This is a genomic window from Streptosporangium sp. NPDC002524 (genome assembly GCF_040295985.1).
Classification (GTDB): Bacteria; Actinomycetota; Actinomycetes; order Streptosporangiales; family Streptosporangiaceae; genus Streptosporangium.
This window is the reverse complement of record NZ_JBEOWK010000021.1, coordinates 85,413-99,351: the sequence shown is the minus strand read 5'-3', so window position 1 is coordinate 99,351 and position 13,939 is coordinate 85,413. Positions and strand designations below refer to the sequence as shown.

Annotated in this window: 13 protein-coding genes, 1 tRNA gene and 1 pseudogene; 7 read left to right on the top strand and 8 right to left on the bottom strand. The window is 72.7% G+C overall.

Annotated elements, in window-relative coordinates; translation table 11 throughout:
* Positions 1 to 74: 74 nt before the first annotated feature.
* From ABT053_RS31255 to ABT053_RS31240, 4 genes are all read right to left on the bottom strand, one after another.
* Entirely contained in the window at positions 75 to 983 is a 909-nt protein-coding gene (locus tag ABT053_RS31255) for a hypothetical protein (RefSeq protein WP_350973848.1), read from the bottom strand.
* Positions 984 to 1,142: 159 nt separating this feature from the next.
* Positions 1,143 to 2,129, bottom strand: a complete 987-nt coding sequence (locus ABT053_RS31250; protein ID WP_350973846.1) for a helix-turn-helix transcriptional regulator — start codon at positions 2,127 to 2,129, stop codon at positions 1,143 to 1,145.
* Positions 2,130 to 2,595: 466 nt separating this feature from the next.
* On the bottom strand, positions 2,596 to 3,936 hold the full coding sequence (locus ABT053_RS31245; protein WP_350973845.1) for a sensor histidine kinase: 1,341 nt from the start codon (positions 3,934 to 3,936) through the stop codon (positions 2,596 to 2,598).
* Entirely contained in the window at positions 3,933 to 4,610 is a 678-nt protein-coding gene (locus ABT053_RS31240) for a response regulator transcription factor (protein WP_350973844.1), read from the bottom strand. The genes ABT053_RS31245 and ABT053_RS31240 overlap by 4 nt, the downstream gene beginning before the upstream one ends.
* A gap of 50 nt (positions 4,611 to 4,660) precedes the next feature.
* Here ABT053_RS31240 and ABT053_RS31235 point away from each other — a divergent pair, with 50 nt between their 5' ends.
* The gene (locus ABT053_RS31235) at positions 4,661 to 5,350 is read left to right on the top strand and encodes a hypothetical protein (protein ID WP_350973841.1); all 690 of its coding nucleotides are present in this window, start codon (positions 4,661 to 4,663) and stop codon (positions 5,348 to 5,350) included.
* A 125-nt stretch (positions 5,351 to 5,475) separates the two neighbouring features.
* Here the strand turns inward: ABT053_RS31235 and ABT053_RS31230 are convergent.
* Positions 5,476 to 5,961, bottom strand: a pseudogene (locus ABT053_RS31230) (2-thiouracil desulfurase family protein); the annotation flags it as partial.
* Positions 5,962 to 6,047: 86 nt separating this feature from the next.
* Here ABT053_RS31230 and ABT053_RS31225 point away from each other — a divergent pair.
* From ABT053_RS31225 to ABT053_RS31210, 4 genes are all read left to right on the top strand, one after another.
* Positions 6,048 to 6,410 carry a hypothetical protein gene (locus ABT053_RS31225; RefSeq protein WP_350973839.1) on the top strand — a complete coding sequence of 121 codons (363 nt, stop codon included), beginning with the start codon at positions 6,048 to 6,050 and terminating at the stop codon, positions 6,408 to 6,410.
* Complete coding sequence (locus tag ABT053_RS31220) at positions 6,407 to 6,787, top strand: hypothetical protein (protein ID WP_350973837.1); 381 nt, start codon at positions 6,407 to 6,409, stop codon at positions 6,785 to 6,787. Before ABT053_RS31225 ends, ABT053_RS31220 begins: the two co-directional genes overlap by 4 nt.
* A gap of 67 nt (positions 6,788 to 6,854) precedes the next feature.
* Positions 6,855 to 7,547: an SRPBCC family protein gene (locus ABT053_RS31215; RefSeq protein ID WP_350973836.1), complete on the top strand. Its 693-nt coding sequence runs from the start codon at positions 6,855 to 6,857 to the stop codon at positions 7,545 to 7,547.
* A gap of 387 nt (positions 7,548 to 7,934) precedes the next feature.
* On the top strand, positions 7,935 to 9,164 hold the full coding sequence (locus ABT053_RS31210; RefSeq protein WP_350973834.1) for a CynX/NimT family MFS transporter: 1,230 nt from the start codon (positions 7,935 to 7,937) through the stop codon (positions 9,162 to 9,164).
* A gap of 119 nt (positions 9,165 to 9,283) precedes the next feature.
* On the opposite strand, the gene ABT053_RS31205 is transcribed toward ABT053_RS31210, so the two are convergent.
* Entirely contained in the window at positions 9,284 to 10,495 is a 1,212-nt protein-coding gene (locus tag ABT053_RS31205) for an NAD(P)-binding protein (protein WP_350973832.1), read from the bottom strand.
* A 47-nt stretch (positions 10,496 to 10,542) separates the two neighbouring features.
* Positions 10,543 to 11,499 (bottom strand): RNA polymerase sigma factor SigJ, encoded by a 957-nt coding sequence (gene sigJ / locus ABT053_RS31200; RefSeq protein ID WP_350973830.1) that lies wholly within the window; start codon positions 11,497 to 11,499, stop codon positions 10,543 to 10,545.
* A 118-nt stretch (positions 11,500 to 11,617) separates the two neighbouring features.
* Here sigJ and ABT053_RS31195 point away from each other — a divergent pair, with 118 nt between their 5' ends.
* Both ABT053_RS31195 and ABT053_RS31190 read left to right on the top strand, forming a co-directional pair.
* A complete protein-coding gene (locus ABT053_RS31195) occupies positions 11,618 to 13,048 on the top strand; it encodes an MFS transporter (protein ID WP_350973829.1) in 1,431 nt (476 codons plus the stop codon).
* A gap of 19 nt (positions 13,049 to 13,067) precedes the next feature.
* Positions 13,068 to 13,140, top strand: a tRNA-Ala gene (locus ABT053_RS31190).
* A 293-nt stretch (positions 13,141 to 13,433) separates the two neighbouring features.
* Here ABT053_RS31190 and ABT053_RS31185 read toward each other — a convergent pair.
* Complete coding sequence (locus tag ABT053_RS31185) at positions 13,434 to 13,877, bottom strand: ATP-binding protein (RefSeq protein ID WP_350973827.1); 444 nt, start codon at positions 13,875 to 13,877, stop codon at positions 13,434 to 13,436.
* Positions 13,878 to 13,939: the final 62 nt, after the last annotated feature.

The window sequence follows — 13,939 nt, the reverse complement described above, 5'->3', positions numbered from 1 at the left end:
GGGGCTCGGGATTCGGGAAGGCTCAGAGCTCCGGGGGCTCGGGACTCGGGAAGGCTCAAGGGACTCGGGAAAGCTCAGGGGGTGAGCAGGCCGAGCGGGCTCGGTGCTCCGTACCGGATGCGCAGGACGGGGGTGCTTCCTTCGGGAGGTGTGGCGAGCGTGGTCTCGGCGGGGCGGAACCGCGGTTCCTGGTCGCGCAGGACGCGGCCGATGCCGGTCACGGCGGTCGCCGGGGGCGGCCTGCCGTCGACGGTGGCGATGTCCACGCTGCGCAGGGGGACGCCGGAGGTCTCCCCGGCGTCGCCGAAGGAGCGGAGGTACAGGCGCCGGTCGGCGCTGAGCATCGCGATCACCGTGAGCAGCCGGCCGTCGACCTGCCCGGCGGAGAGCTGGCGCGCCACGTCGGGGGTGACGCCGAGCCTGCGGTTGGCGAGCAGCTCGTGCCCGGCGTAGCGGCGGTCGCGCACGTCGGCGGCCTGCCGTGCCCGGTAGGCGGCCCTGCCCTCCGGGGCGACCTCGCGCACCTCGAAGCGGCTGGCACCGGTACCGAACCTGGCCAGCACCTCGGGGCTGAGCAGCACCTCCAGCTGGGCGGCGAGCGTGCCGCGCACCTGGGCGGTCACGATCACCACGTCGCTCTGCAGGATCGTCCCGGGGCCGTCGGGACCGTCGAGGCGGAGCAGCGAGCCCGCGGGGGTTCCGCGGCCCGCGAGTTCCTCGCACGTCGACGGGTCGCAGGCGACGGTCCGGCCCGCGTCGATCTCCCTGGCCGTCCACTCGGCCGCCCGCGCCCGCCATTCCACGGCCGTGTCGAGGCTCATCGGCTCCGGCCTGGCGGCCGGGGCGGTGGACGCGGTCTGCGCGCCGCCCCTGAGGGCGACGACACCGCCGGTCGCGAGGAGCGTCGTGACCGCGACGGCCAGCGCCACCACGACCCTGCCCTGGGCGGTGGAGATCCAGTGACGGACGGCGTGCGTGGACACGGGGATCCCTATTCGTGCGACATAAGATTATTTAGTGGTAGTTAGATAAGTTCGTCATCGGTCTTCGTTACACAGAGGCGCCGATAATATTCACCGCGTTTACCCGGACATGCGACACCATAACCGGCATCGGTGGGTTTGTGCTCGTCTGACCTGCGGTCATTTGGTTCCGGACCCGCCGTAGATCCCGGCCACCGCCCGCGCCGTCTCCGCGACGAGGTCGCGCAGCTCGGCCGGGGCGACGACCTCCAGGTCCGCGCCGAAGCGCAGGAACTCCGCCAGCGCGTGCTCCGGGGACTCGACCGGGACCGTGACGCGCGTCCAGCCCTCGTGGTCCGGGGGCTGCGCGGTGGCCTCGGCGGCGCGCAGGACGGCCGGGCGGACCATGTCCGGCAGCCGCTTCATGCCGAACGGCGAGAGCCGGATGACGGCCTCGCCCCCCAGGAGCCGTTCCTCGAACTCCTCCAGGGCGCCGCTCCAGTGGGCGGCGAGGTCGAAACCGGCGGGCCGCTCGAACGGTTCCCCGAGTGCGGGCGGTTCCAGGATCTGCGAGACCCGGTAGGTCCGCACCCGCTCGCCGCCCCGCGCGACGAGATACCAGCACCCCGCCTTGAGGACCAGCCCGTACGGCTCCAGCGTGCGGACCACGTCCTGGGGAGCCTTCCAGCGGTGGTAGCGGATCTCCAGGCGGCGCTCGTTCCAGACGGCGTCGGCCACCGCGGCGAGGTACGGGGTCTCGTCGGCGCCGTGGTACCAGCCTGGCGCGTCGAGGTGGAAGCGTTCGCGGATCCGCCCGGCCCTGTCCCTGAGCTCGACCGGGAGCGCCGCCATCAGCTTGAGCCCCGCGGCCGTCACCACCGGGCCCAGGCCGAGCTCCGCCGCGGGGCCCGGCATCCCCGTCAGGAACAGGGACTCCGCCTCGCCCGCGGTGAGCCCGGTGAGCCGGGTGCGGTAACCGTCGAGCAGCCGGTAGCCGCCGGAGGGGCCAGCGTCGCCGTACAGCGGCACGCCCGCCGAGTGGAGCGAGTCCACGTCGCGGTAGACGGTCCGGACCGAGACCTCGAGTTCGGCGGCCAGTTCCCGGGCGGTCATCCTGCCGCGGGTCTGCAGGAGCATCAGCAGGGAGATGAGACGGCTCGCGCGCATGTCACGAATTATCGGGCGATACCGGAGGAGCGGGGGCCGCCGCCCCGGGCGGGATCGGAGAAGCGGGTTCCCGTCGCAGGGCCGGAGAAGCGGCTTCCCGTCGCAGGGCCGAAGGAGCGGCTTCCCGTCACCGGGCCAGGCCGAAGAAGCGGATTCCCGCTGTTCGGCCGAGGGCCGGGAGACGGCTTCCCGTTGCCGGGCGGGAGCGAAGAGACGGCCTCCCGTTTTCGGGCGATGACCGGAGAAGCGGGTTCCCGGCTCGCCCTTGCCGCGCCGGCCGCGCCTCCTCCGTCTGGATGCGAGGCCGGCACGGTAGGGCGAGCCGGGAACCACGGACGCGGGTGACGTCCGCGCTCCTCTTCATGATTGGTCAGTCGGAACGGTGAGACACCGCGTTTTAGCCTTACTTAAGGTGGGTTTACGGGTGACCTAACCAACCCTCCCCGGAGGCACCCCCGGACAGGTCTCAGCGCGCCGCGTTCCTGCGCGGCCAGCGGTCGCCGACCAGGCGCCGGGCGGTGCGCGGGGGCCGGTCGTGCCGGTCGGTGCGGAACCAGAGCTGGACCCTGGCGCCGCCGAGGGAGGAGGAGTCGATCCGCAGCGTGCCGCCCGAGGACTCGGCGAGCCTGCGGGCGATGTCCAGGCCGAGCCCGGTGGACCCCGCGCCGCTCGCCCCGCGCCGCAGCGCCGCCTCGGGGTCGGGGATGCCCGGACCGGCGTCGGCGATCAGCATGCCGACGGTGCCCGCGCCCTGGTGCAGGGTCACCGTGAACGCCGTGCCCTCGGGGGTGTGCCGGAAGACGTTGCCGAGCAGGGCGTCCAGCACGGCGCTGAGCTCGGTGGCCGCGACCGGCACCCGCACGGACGCCGAGGCGCCGATCAGCTCCCAGGGGCGCCGCTGGTCCTCGGCCAGCGCGGACCAGAAGGTCAGCCGTTCGCGCAGCACCTCGGCGGCGTCGCAGTGGACGAGTTCCGGCGCGCGGGAGGGCTGCCTGGCCGCCGCGATGATCTGGTCCACCTCGGCCTCCAGGCGGCCCAGCGCGCTCCTGCTCTGCTCGGCCTCGGGTCCCAGGTGGTCCAGGCTGAGCCGGAGCGCGGTGAGCGGGGTGCGCAGGCGGTGCGACAGGTCGGCGGCCATCTCCCGTTCGGCGGCGAGCAGCTGGACCACGCGGTCGGCCATGCTGTTGAACGCCTCGCCGGCCGCGACCAGCTCGGGCGGGCCCTCGGGCTCGATGCGGACGCTGAGGTCCCCGGCGCCCAGGGCGCTCGCCGCCCGGCCCAGCCGCCGGGCCGAGCGCACCACGCGCACCCCCAGCCGGTCGCCGACCAGCAGCGATCCGGCGACGAGCACCGCCGCCACCCCGCTCAGCACCGCCCACGACGAGGCGACGCCCCGGGTGAGGTCCGCCGACGGGATGAAGATCTCGATGACCACGGTCCTGCCGCCGTCCAGGGCGACCGGGCGCAGCAGGAGGTAGCCGGTGTCCATCTCCGTGGTGATGGCCCGGGTGAGGCGGGAGGCCGCGGCCACGGTCTCGGCGGGGGCCCTGACGGTGCCGGCCGAGCCGCCGCCGGGCAGGTGGACCGCGATCCGGTCTCGCGCGCCCGTGCTGAGCAGCGCGTGGGTCAGCCGGTCCGGGTCGACGGTGATGGCCAGCACCGGGACGAGCGCCGACGCCTGCCGCTCCGCCTCGGCCATGGCCCGGCCGTGGGCGATCTCCCTGACGATGAGCCCGAGCGGTATCAGGAAGGCCAGGGCGACCATCGAGGTTCCCGCGACGGTGAGCAGGGCGAGGGTCCGCCTCACGGCGGCGTGATCAGCATGACCCCCACGCCGCGTACGGTGTGCAGGTAGCGGGGGGAGGACGCGCTCTCGCCGAGTTTGCGCCGCAGCCAGGACAGGTGGACGTCGATCGTCTGGTCGTCCCCGTAGGACTGCTGCCACACCTCGGTGAGCAGCTCCTTGCGGGAGACCACCCGGTCGGCGCGGGCGGCGAGGTAGGCGAGGAGGTCGAACTCGCGCCTGGTGAGGGTGAGCGGGGCGCCGTCCAGCCCGGCCTCACGCCGGTTGAGGTCCACCGACAGCGCGCCGACGCACAGGACCGAGGGCGGGGACGCGCTCCGCGCCCGGCGCAGCACGGCGTCCAGGCGGGCGTTCAGGTGGTCGCCGGAGAACGGTTTGACCAGATAGTCGTCGGCCCCCGCCTGGAGCAGGCGGACGATCTCCGCCTCGTTGTCCCTGGCCGTGGCCACGATGACCGGCACGCTGGAGACGCTGCGGACCATCTTGAGCGCCTCCGCCCCGTCCAGGTCGGGCAGCCCGAGGTCGAGGACCACCGCGTCCGGGGGGTTCTGGGTGATCTCCCTCAGCGCGTCGAGGGCGCGCCCCGCGCTGCGCACGGCGTGCTGGCGCCTGCTGAGTTCCTGAATGATCGCGGATCGTACGTACTCGTCGTCTTCGACCACCAGAACCGTCGCCATGCCATGTAACGGTAGTGAACAATGAGACATATGGCGTAATAATTCACGACATGCGGCAGACGCTGGGATTCATAGCGGTGTGGTGCGGGGCCACCGTCCTGGCGATCTCGGTCGCCTGGTTCGGTGTCCGGGACGTGCTCCGCAGCGAGGTCTTCGACGACGCGAGCGTCGAACCGCTCAACGCCGCCATCGGCCGTACGGGAGACTCGGCGTTCCCGCAGGGAGCGCCCACCGGGCCGCAGGTCGTCGGCACTCCGGCCGCCTCCTCCGCCGCGCCCGGCCGGACCCCGGCGCCCCGCCTCACCCCGCCCGCGCGGGACACCGCCGGGCCGCGGCCGGACCGCTCCCCGTCGAGGACCGCCGCGACGCCGGTACGCACGCGGGAGACCGGGCTCTCCCGACCCGGGCCGTCGGCGTCCCCCTCCCGGTCCCCGTCCGGGCCCGCCGCGACCCGGGCCGCCCCCGCCTCCTCCTCGTCCGCCGCGCCCAGGGCGACGGCCACCCGAACGCAGTCGATCTCCACCGAGAACCTGCGCGTGGTGAACGTCAAGGGCGGTTCGGTCTCGTTCGCCATCGAGGACGGCGTGTGCCGCCTCATCGCCGCCGCCCCCAACGCGGGCTACGAGGCCAAGGTCGCCTCGGCCACCGGCTGGATCAGGGTCGACCTCGTCCAGGGACAGCACGGCTCGGCGGTCTTCTGCATCGGCGGGGAGAACCGCACCGACCTGTGGGAGTACTAGAGGCCGCCGAGGTCGCGGGGTCCGCCGAGGTCGCCGAGTCCGCCCAGGCCGCCGAGGTCCCCTAGATCGCCGAGTCCGCCGAGTCCGCCGGGTCCGCCGGGTCCGCCGGGTCCGCCGAGTCCGCCGAGGTCGCGGAGTCGCGCGGCGGCCTCGGCGACGCGCTCCTCGCCGAAGACCGCGACGCCGTGCCGTTCCAGCAGGGCCGTGGTGACCCCGTAGCCGGGCACCCGCCGGCCGCCGAAGGTACCGTCGTAGACGGTCAGGCTGCCGCAGGAGGGGCTGCCCTCCTTCAGGATCGCCACCCTCACACCGTGGGCCCGCGCCGCGTCGAGCGCCGCCCGCGCGCCGATGAGGAAGGCCTCCGTGACGTCGGCGCCCCCGGCGGTCAGCACCCGGGCCGTCCCGTCCAGGACCGCCTCGCCCCCGGCTCCGCCCTCGATCTCCGCGGCCGGGCGCGGAACGGGCAGGCCGCCCTCGACCTCGGGGCAGAACGGGACGAGCCGCCCCTCCCTCCGCCACGTGGCCAGCAGCGCGTCGCCGCTGGTCTTGGCGGCCCCGTCGTAACGGACCTTCCGCCCCATCAGGCAGGCGCTGACCAGGATCCTCTCCACGGTCCCAGAGTACGTGGCGCGGCGCGAGGGGCGAGGGGGCCGGGCAGTACCCTGCTGCCCATGCTTCTCGATGTCCGGGGGTCTCGATGATCGGCCCGCTCGCGACCGGCCTGATCCTGTTCTCTCTGTTGATCGGGATCTTCGGCCTCGTCACCACGATGAGGAACAGGGCGATGGGAAGAACGCTCCTCGTCGCGCTCGCGGTGCTGGAGCTCGGCCTGCTCGTCCAGGCCGGGTTCGTGGTCGCCGCGCTGGTGAGGGGCGAGGGGCCCGCGGAGACGGCCACACTCATCGGCTACCTGGCGGGCAGCCTGGTGATCCCGCCGGTGGCGGCGTTCTGGGGGCACGGCGAGCGCTCGCGCTGGGGTCCCGCGGTGATCGCGGTGGCGGGCTTCGCGATCCCCGGGATGGTCGGGCGGATGCTCCAGGTCTGGCAGGGCCTGCCGTGAGCGAGCCGGCGATCGGTACCGGCCCGGGACGCGCGCTGGTGGCGGTCTACGGGGTGTTCGCCCTCGCGGCGGGGGCCCGCGCCGCCGTGCAGATCGCCACCCGGTTCCACGAGGCCCCGCTGGCCTACTCGCTGTCGGCGTTCGCCGCGGCCGTCTACGTCGTGCTCACCGTGGCTCTGGCCAGGGGGAACAGGACCCTGGCGCTCGCCGCCTGCGGGGTCGAGCTGGCCGGGGTGCTCATCGTGGGAACGCTCAGCATGGCCGACCCCGAGGCCTTCCCGCGTGCCACGGTTTGGTCGGGTTACGGAAGTGGATACCTGTTCATCCCGCTTGTGCTTCCTGTCCTGGGGCTTTACTGGCTTTTGCGGCGCCGCTAGTTAGGCCCGCACCTCACCGGGCATGGGTGCCTCCCGAACCGACCAAACCACACAGGGAGGCACGGTCATGAGCTCGATTGAACAGTCCGTCGACGTCAACGTTCCGATCCGGACCGCGTACAACCAGTGGACCCAGTTCGAGAGCTTTCCCGAGTTCATGGAAGGCGTCGAGTCGATCAAGCAGTTGAGCGATACGCGCACGGCGTGGGTCGTCGAGATCGCGGGGGTCCGCCGGGAGTTCGAGGCGGAGATCACCGAGCAGCACCCCGACGAGCGGGTGGCCTGGAAGTCGGTCGAGCGGCCGCACCAGGCGGGCGTGGTGACCTTCCACCACCTCGGCCCCGACACCACCCGGGTCACGTTGCAGATGGAGTACGACCCCGAGGGCGTCGTCGAGACCGTCGGCGACTGGCTGCAGCTCGTCCGTCTGCGCGTCCGCGGCGACATGGAGCGTTTCAAGACGTTCATCGAGTCGCGCGGCGACGAGACCGGCGCGTGGCGCGGCGACGTGCCCGGCCCGCACCAGCACGGCGACGCCGCCACCGGCGGCACCGGTGACGCCGGTGACCAGAGGCCGGGCGAGCACGGCGGCACCGGCACGGGAGGCGGGTACGGGCTCGACGAGCCCGCTCCTCCGCGTACGGTGGGCCAGCCCTACCCGGCGGACCCGTCGCTGCCCCCGCCCGGTGGCACGCCGCTGCCCCCGGCCGGTCGCGGGCTCGGCGAGGAGCCGCCGCCCACCCCGGGACCGCGCATCTGACGACGTACGCCCGCCGGAGCCGCGCACCCGAGGCCCCGCCGCCCTGACCGGGCGGCGGAAGATCGGCCTGGGTGCGCGTCCGGTGCCGGACGCTTCCGGGCCGCGTGCCCGACGCAGGCGCGCCCGGTGTCGCCATCCAGGTGTCCGGTGCCCGAACCGTCCGGGATTCCGGGCATTCGGAGGCCGGAGAGCCGCACCGGTGCGTGAGAGAGCCGGGTCACGTTCTGTAAAGAGGGACGTGGCCCGGCTTTCATGCTGTCAGCGATTCGCCGTGTCGCGGCTCGGCACGTCCGGTCAGGAACAAATCAAGGTTTCACTCCTGTTACAGTCGGGGTCAGCCAATCATCCTACGATTGGATGAAACCACTGAGGAGGACTGGAACCAGCATGAGCGTGCTCACCCATCAGACCAGGGGCCGCACCGGTGGAACGACGGGCTCCCTCGCCTGGTTGCTCGTGCTGGGAATCGTTCTCGCGGCGCTGAACCTGCGCACCGCCGTCACGAGCGTCGGGCCGGTTCTCGACCAGATCACCTCCGGCCTCGGCATGACCGCCGTCGGGGCAGGGCTGCTCACCACGCTCCCCGTGCTCATCTTCGCCTCGGTCGGCGCGGTGACCCCCGCGCTGTCCAGGCAGGTCGGGGAGCACCGCCTTCTGCTCCTCGCCCTCCTCGTCCTCGGCGCGGGCCTGCTCATCCGGTCGATGGTGGGCTCGGCCGAGGTCTTCCTCTACAGCAGCGCCCTGGCGCTGTCGGGCGGCGCGGTGGGCAACGTGCTCATCCCCAGCCTGATCAAGCGCCACTTCCCCGGCCGGGCCGGGACCATGACCACCGTCTACACCACCGCCCTCGCGGTGGGCACGATGCTCGCGGCCGCCGCGACCGTGCCCATCCAGCGGGCCACCGACGGCAACTGGCATGTCGCCCTCGGGGTGTGGGGGGCGTTCGCCGCCGTCGCCGCCATTCCGTGGCTTGCGCTCTCGCGCAGTGAGCCGGAGCGGCACGGAGCGAGCGGGGGAACGGGTGCCCGCGCCCTGCTCCGCAGCAGGATGGCCTGGGCGGTCGCCGCCTACTTCGGCACCCAGAGCATGGTCGCCTACATCATGTTCGGCTTCCTGCCGAAGATCCTCACCGACGGCGGCTACACCACCTCGCAGGCGGGCCTGGTGCTGGGCGTCTTCACCGCGATCGGCATCCCGGTCTCGCTCGTCGTGCCCTCGATCGCGTCGAGGTTCTCCGACCAGAGGCCCGTGGTGGCCGCCTTCGTCTTCTTCTACACGGTGGGCTTCCTCGGGCTCTGGCTCGCCCCCTCGGCCCTGGCCTGGGCCTTCGCCGGTCTGGTCGGCGTCGGCATGGGGTCGTTCCCGCTCGCGCTGACCATGCTCGCCATGCGCACCCGCACCCCCGAGGCGACGGCCGCGCTGTCGGCCTTCGGGCAGAGCACCGGATACCTCATCGCGGGTGCCGGACCCCTGCTCGTCGGTGTCATGCACGAGTCGACCGGTGGCTGGACGCTGCCGTTCCTGCTGCTGTTCGCGGTGGTCGCCGTCCAGCTCGTGGCGGGCTGGTACGCGGGCCGTCCGGGCTACCTGGAGGACGAGCGGGCCCTCGCGCGCTGACCTCACCGTGACCGCACGGCTCGCGTCCTCGCGGGGGCGGCGCGAGCCGCGGCGGTACATCGAGGTCACCCGTGTTCCGATGCCCGGCGCGGCCCCCCGGGAACCGGCCGGTCAGCAGGTCACGCGCTCAGGCGTCGCGTCGAGCGGCCCGCCCCCGAGACGGCCCGCAGGGCGGCCTCCGCCGCGATCAGGGCGCTGTGCGAGGAGACCTCGCTGAGCAGGCCGGGGGCCGCCACCGCGTCGCCGACCAGCCAGACGCCGTTCCCCCGGTCGATCGCGGGCCGGTCCCGCCAGGTGGTCCCCGGCAGGTCCAGGGCGCCGGTGCGGCCGTAGCACGTGGCCTCCCGCCGCCAGACCGTCCGCTCCCGCCACTCGGGAAGCCCGAGATCGGCCACCCGCTCCAGCCGGGAGATCGCCTCCGCCTTCACCTCGCCCGGCCTGACCGGCATCTGCAGCTGGCAGAGGCTGTGCCCGTCCGGGGCGAGCGAGGGGTCCGGCAGGCTGTACCGCTCCAGGAAGCCTCCCTCGTCCAGGTCGGAGACGAGGAAGAGATCCCCGGCGCCCGCGCGCAGGCCGAGGTCGAGCAGGACGGCCTTCCCGCTCTCCCCGCGCAGCGACCCGTCGCCGAGCAGCGTCCTGGCGGCGTCCAGCGAGGTCGCCACGATCACCGGGGCGTCCTCGGGCAGGTGGTCCACCCGCGAGCCGGTCTCGATCCGCACGCCCAGGCCGCGCGCGTGGACGGCCATCCGGTCGATCACCCGCCCCCAGCCGCCGGTGACGTAGCGCGGCGCCGGATACCCCGGCGCCGCCGCCCGCAGCGCGCGCTCCCAGACGAACGCCGCCGACAGCCGCCCGGGGTCGGCGTCGTAGGTGATCACGCCGACCAGCCCGGAAAGGGCCCGCATGCCCTCCTCGCCGAAACGGCGGGTGGCCCAGGTCCCGAAGTCCTCGTCCACCGGCGCCCGCAGCCGCCGCCTGGCGAGCGCCCGCAGCAGCGACCAGGGCGGCATGCCCGACAGCCGGCCGCCGTGGCGGAACCTGCTCCTGGCGAGCATGCCCGGCGTGAGCCCGGTGTACGGCCGGACCAGCCCCCTGGCCGCCAGCCAGCGCCACGGCTCGCCGTCGGAGTAGAAGACGTGGGTGCCCTCGTTGGCGACGTACGGCGCGGCGGTGCTCCTGGCCCGGCCGCCCAGCTCCCGGTGCGCCTCGTGGAGGGTGACCCGTGCGCCGCCCTCGGCGCACGCGATGGCCGCGGTGAGGCCGGCGAGCCCGCCGCCGACGATGGTGATGCCGCTGCCGTTGCCGCCGATGTCTCGCGTCTCTCGTGTCATGCCCGTACGACGGATCGGAGGGTGCCGTTCGTGACATCCACCGGACATCAGAGATGGGCGAGCTTCTCCGGGTTCGCCACCAGGAAGACGGTCGTGATCAGACCGTCCTCGACGACCAGGGAGAACACGGTGACCGGCCGCCCCTGCGCCGTCACCAGCACGGCCGGCCCGCCGTTCACCTCCGCGATCTCCACGCCGAAGCCGGAGACGGGGCCGTCGCCGAAGCCGGGAACCGGTCCGGCGCCGGAGCCGGGAACCGGTTCGTCGCCGAAGCCGGAGACCGGTCCGGCGCCGATGCTCTCCATGAAGGCCCGCAGGCGGTCCCCGGTCGCGATCGAGGTCAGGAAGCGCGCCACCTTACGCGCGCCGGTGATGACCCGCAGCGGGGCCTTGGCCTTGCCGCCGCCGTCGCTGACCAGCGACGCGTCCTCGGCGAGCAGCGCGGTCAGCGCCCCCAGGTCGCCGCCCACGGCCGCCTCGGCGAACCGCTCGGTGAGCCTGCGCCGCACGCCCCGGTCGACCTCGAACCTCGGCCTGCCCTCCTGGACGTGCTCCCTGCCGCGCCGGGCGAGCTGCCGGGTCGCCGCCTCGCTGCGCTCGATCATCTCGCCGATCTCCGCGTACGGCATGCCGAACGCCTCCCGCAGCACGAACACCGCGCGCTCCAGCGGTGACAGGGTCTCCAGCAGCACGAGCAGCGCCAGCTCCACCGAGTCGGCCAGCTCGGCGTGCTCGGCCACGTCCGGGGTGACGACCAGCTCCGGCAGCCACGACCCGACGTAGGCCTCCCGCCGGGCCTTCACCCACCGCAGCCGGTCGATGGCGAGCCGCGTCACGACCTTGACCAGGTACGACCGGTCGTCGTCGACCCGGGAGACGTCCACCCCCGACCAGCGCAGCCACGCCTCCTGGACGACGTCCTCGGCGTCGGTCACGCTGCCCAGGATCCGGTAGGCGACCCCGGTGAGCAGGTCGCGGTGCTCTTCGAAACGCTCGACGGCCATAGGAGGACAGACGTATCACGGCACCCCGATGTGACACGACCCGGTAAACGGTTGTTTACAGCCACCCTCTACCATGCGAGGGCGGAAGCCGGCGGCGGAGACAGCGGAGGAGCGGGCAGTGACGGGAACGACCCTTGCCGAAACGGATACCACGCGGCAGGGCAGACATCTCTGGCTCACCCTGGTGGCGCTCTCCATGGCCGGGATGGTCGTGTCCGTCCAGCAGACGGTGGTCATCCCGCTGCTGCCCCGGCTGATGGTCACCTTCGGCGCGTCGGTGGCCGAGGTCACCTGGGTCTTCACCGCCTCGCTGCTCGCCGCCGCGGTGGCCACGCCACTGCTTTCGCGCCTGGGCGACATGTACGGCAAGAAGCGGATGATCCTGTTCACCGTCGGCCTGCTCGTCCTGGGCTCGATCGTCTGCGCGCTGTCCGACACCCTTCCCGTGCTGATCGCCGGGCGGGCCCTGCAGGGCGCGTCGGCCGCGCTGATCCCGCTGGCCATCGGCATGATCAAGGACGGTTTCCCGCCCGCCAGGGTGATGACGGCCATCGGGGTGGTCAGCGCCACCATGGGCGTCGGCGGCAGCCTCGGCATGATCGTCACCGGCCTGATCGCCGACCGCACCCCCAGCCACCACCCCGTCTTCTGGATCACCGCGGGACTCGGCGTGGCCGCGATCGTCCTCATCGCGCTCAGCGCCCGCGACGGCGGGAACGGCGCCGGTGGCCGCCCCGACCTCGTCGGCGCGGCGCTGCTGTCGATCTGGCTCGTCTGCCTGCTGCTGGCGATCTCCAAGGGCAACGACTGGGGCTGGGGCTCGGGAACCGTCGTCGGGCTGTTCGCGGGCGCGGCCGTGTTCTGCGCCGTATGGGTCGTCAGCCAGATGCGCCTCCGGGCGCCGATGGTCCGGCTGCACCTGCTCGTCGGCCGCCAGTCCCTGCCCGCCAACCTGGCCTCGATGCTCCTGGGCTTCGCCATGTTCGGCTTCTTCGCCCTGATCTCCAGCTTCGTCCAGACGCCCCCGTCCGCCGGGTACGGCTTCGGCGGGTCGGTCCTCGACGTCGGCCTCTACGCCCTGCCCAGCACCGTGACCACGCTGCTCGCCTCCTTCACCGCGGGCCGCCTCTCCGCCCGCCTCGGCCCCGCCTACTCCCTCGCCCTCGGCGCGGGCCTGTGCGCGGCCGGATTCGGCTGGTTCACCCTCTTCAACGACTCGGTGCTCCACCTGATCGGCTCCAACGCCGTGCAGGGGCTGGGGTTCGGCATCGGCTACGCCGCGCTGGGGGCGCTCGCCGTGCAGCACGTGCCCATGGACCAGAGCGGCATCGCCAGCGGCATCAACTCCCTGGTCCGCTCCATCGGCGGCAGCATCTCCGGCGCCGCGACCTCGGCCCTCCTCACCTCCATCACCATCTCCGGCACCTCCGTCCCCTCCCGCGACGCGTACGTGATCTCCTTCGGCATCATCACCGCGAGCGCCGTGGGCTCCGCGGCCGTCGCGCTCGTGACCGGAATGAGGGCGCGAGGACTGTCCCGAATCGGTTAGGATTTCATCTGCATCGCAAGGGGCTATGGCGCAGCTGGTAGCGCGCCTCCATGGCATGGAGGAGGTCTGGGGTTCGAATCCCCATAGCTCCACTTCGGTGACTGGGGTCCGCTGTTCGCAGGCTTGAAGGCCTGCTCCCGGCGGGCCCCTTCGTCGTTTCCTCGGGGGGACGCCCCCTGGGCCCCCGGTGTGGGGGCTCCGCCCCCACGGCCCCCGGGCTTCGCTTCGCTCAGGTCGCCTTACGGGCTGGGCGGTCTCGGAATCGCCCACGATGGTTGTGCCGGGAGCGTTCGGATGTGCCTGCGGGACTCGTCAAACCTGGTAGCGATGTTTTGACGGGCGCGCTGCGAGGACATGATCTGCCGTGCCCCCGGATGTCGGAATCTCATCTCAGGGCCGCCCAGACGATCTTGCCGCCGGATTTGGGCCAGCGATGCCCCCAGGCGACGGCCAGATCGTTGACGAGTCGCAGTCCGCGTCCGCCGAGATCGTCGGGATCGGCATCGGTCAGCTTCGGAGGCGTACGGCTGGAATCCCATACCTCCAGCACCACGTGCCCCTTGGTCTCGTACAGGCCGATCCAGACGTACTCGGATGGGCCGCTGTGCATGGCGTACTTCTCGATGTCGTCCTCACCGGTTTCACCGAAGTCGCCTGTGGCCTTGATGGCGTTCGTCACCAGTTCCGAAATGATGAGCTGGGCGATTTCGGTGAGTTCCTCGCGGCCCCAGCGGGCCAGCGTTCGCTCGACGTGGGACCGGGCGAACGACGGCGAGATGGGATGTACGGCCAGCTCCGCATAGTGCCGTCGAGTGACCAAGGTTGTCATCGGTGCTCCTGATGGACGTTGCCAGGGCAGGCGCGATTCCGTACCTGTCTCGGCTGTGAGAC

What these genes read in the sequence shown, in the direction of transcription:
- ABT053_RS31250 (WP_350973846.1), bottom strand. Translation starts at nt 2,129, where the DNA reads ATGCGCGCGAGCCGTCTCATCTCCCTGCTGATGCTCCTGCAGACCCGC.
- ABT053_RS31240 (WP_350973844.1), bottom strand. Translation starts at nt 4,610, where the DNA reads ATGGCGACGGTTCTGGTGGTCGAAGACGACGAGTACGTACGATCCGCG.
- ABT053_RS31235 (WP_350973841.1), top strand. Translation starts at nt 4,661, where the DNA reads ATGCGGCAGACGCTGGGATTCATAGCGGTGTGGTGCGGGGCCACCGTC.
- ABT053_RS31225 (WP_350973839.1), top strand. Translation starts at nt 6,048, where the DNA reads ATGATCGGCCCGCTCGCGACCGGCCTGATCCTGTTCTCTCTGTTGATC.
- ABT053_RS31215 (WP_350973836.1), top strand. Translation starts at nt 6,855, where the DNA reads ATGAGCTCGATTGAACAGTCCGTCGACGTCAACGTTCCGATCCGGACC.
- ABT053_RS31210 (WP_350973834.1), top strand. Translation starts at nt 7,935, where the DNA reads ATGAGCGTGCTCACCCATCAGACCAGGGGCCGCACCGGTGGAACGACG.
- ABT053_RS31205 (WP_350973832.1), bottom strand. Translation starts at nt 10,495, where the DNA reads ATGACACGAGAGACGCGAGACATCGGCGGCAACGGCAGCGGCATCACC.
- sigJ (WP_350973830.1), bottom strand. Translation starts at nt 11,499, where the DNA reads ATGGCCGTCGAGCGTTTCGAAGAGCACCGCGACCTGCTCACCGGGGTC.
- ABT053_RS31185 (WP_350973827.1), bottom strand. Translation starts at nt 13,877, where the DNA reads ATGACAACCTTGGTCACTCGACGGCACTATGCGGAGCTGGCCGTACAT.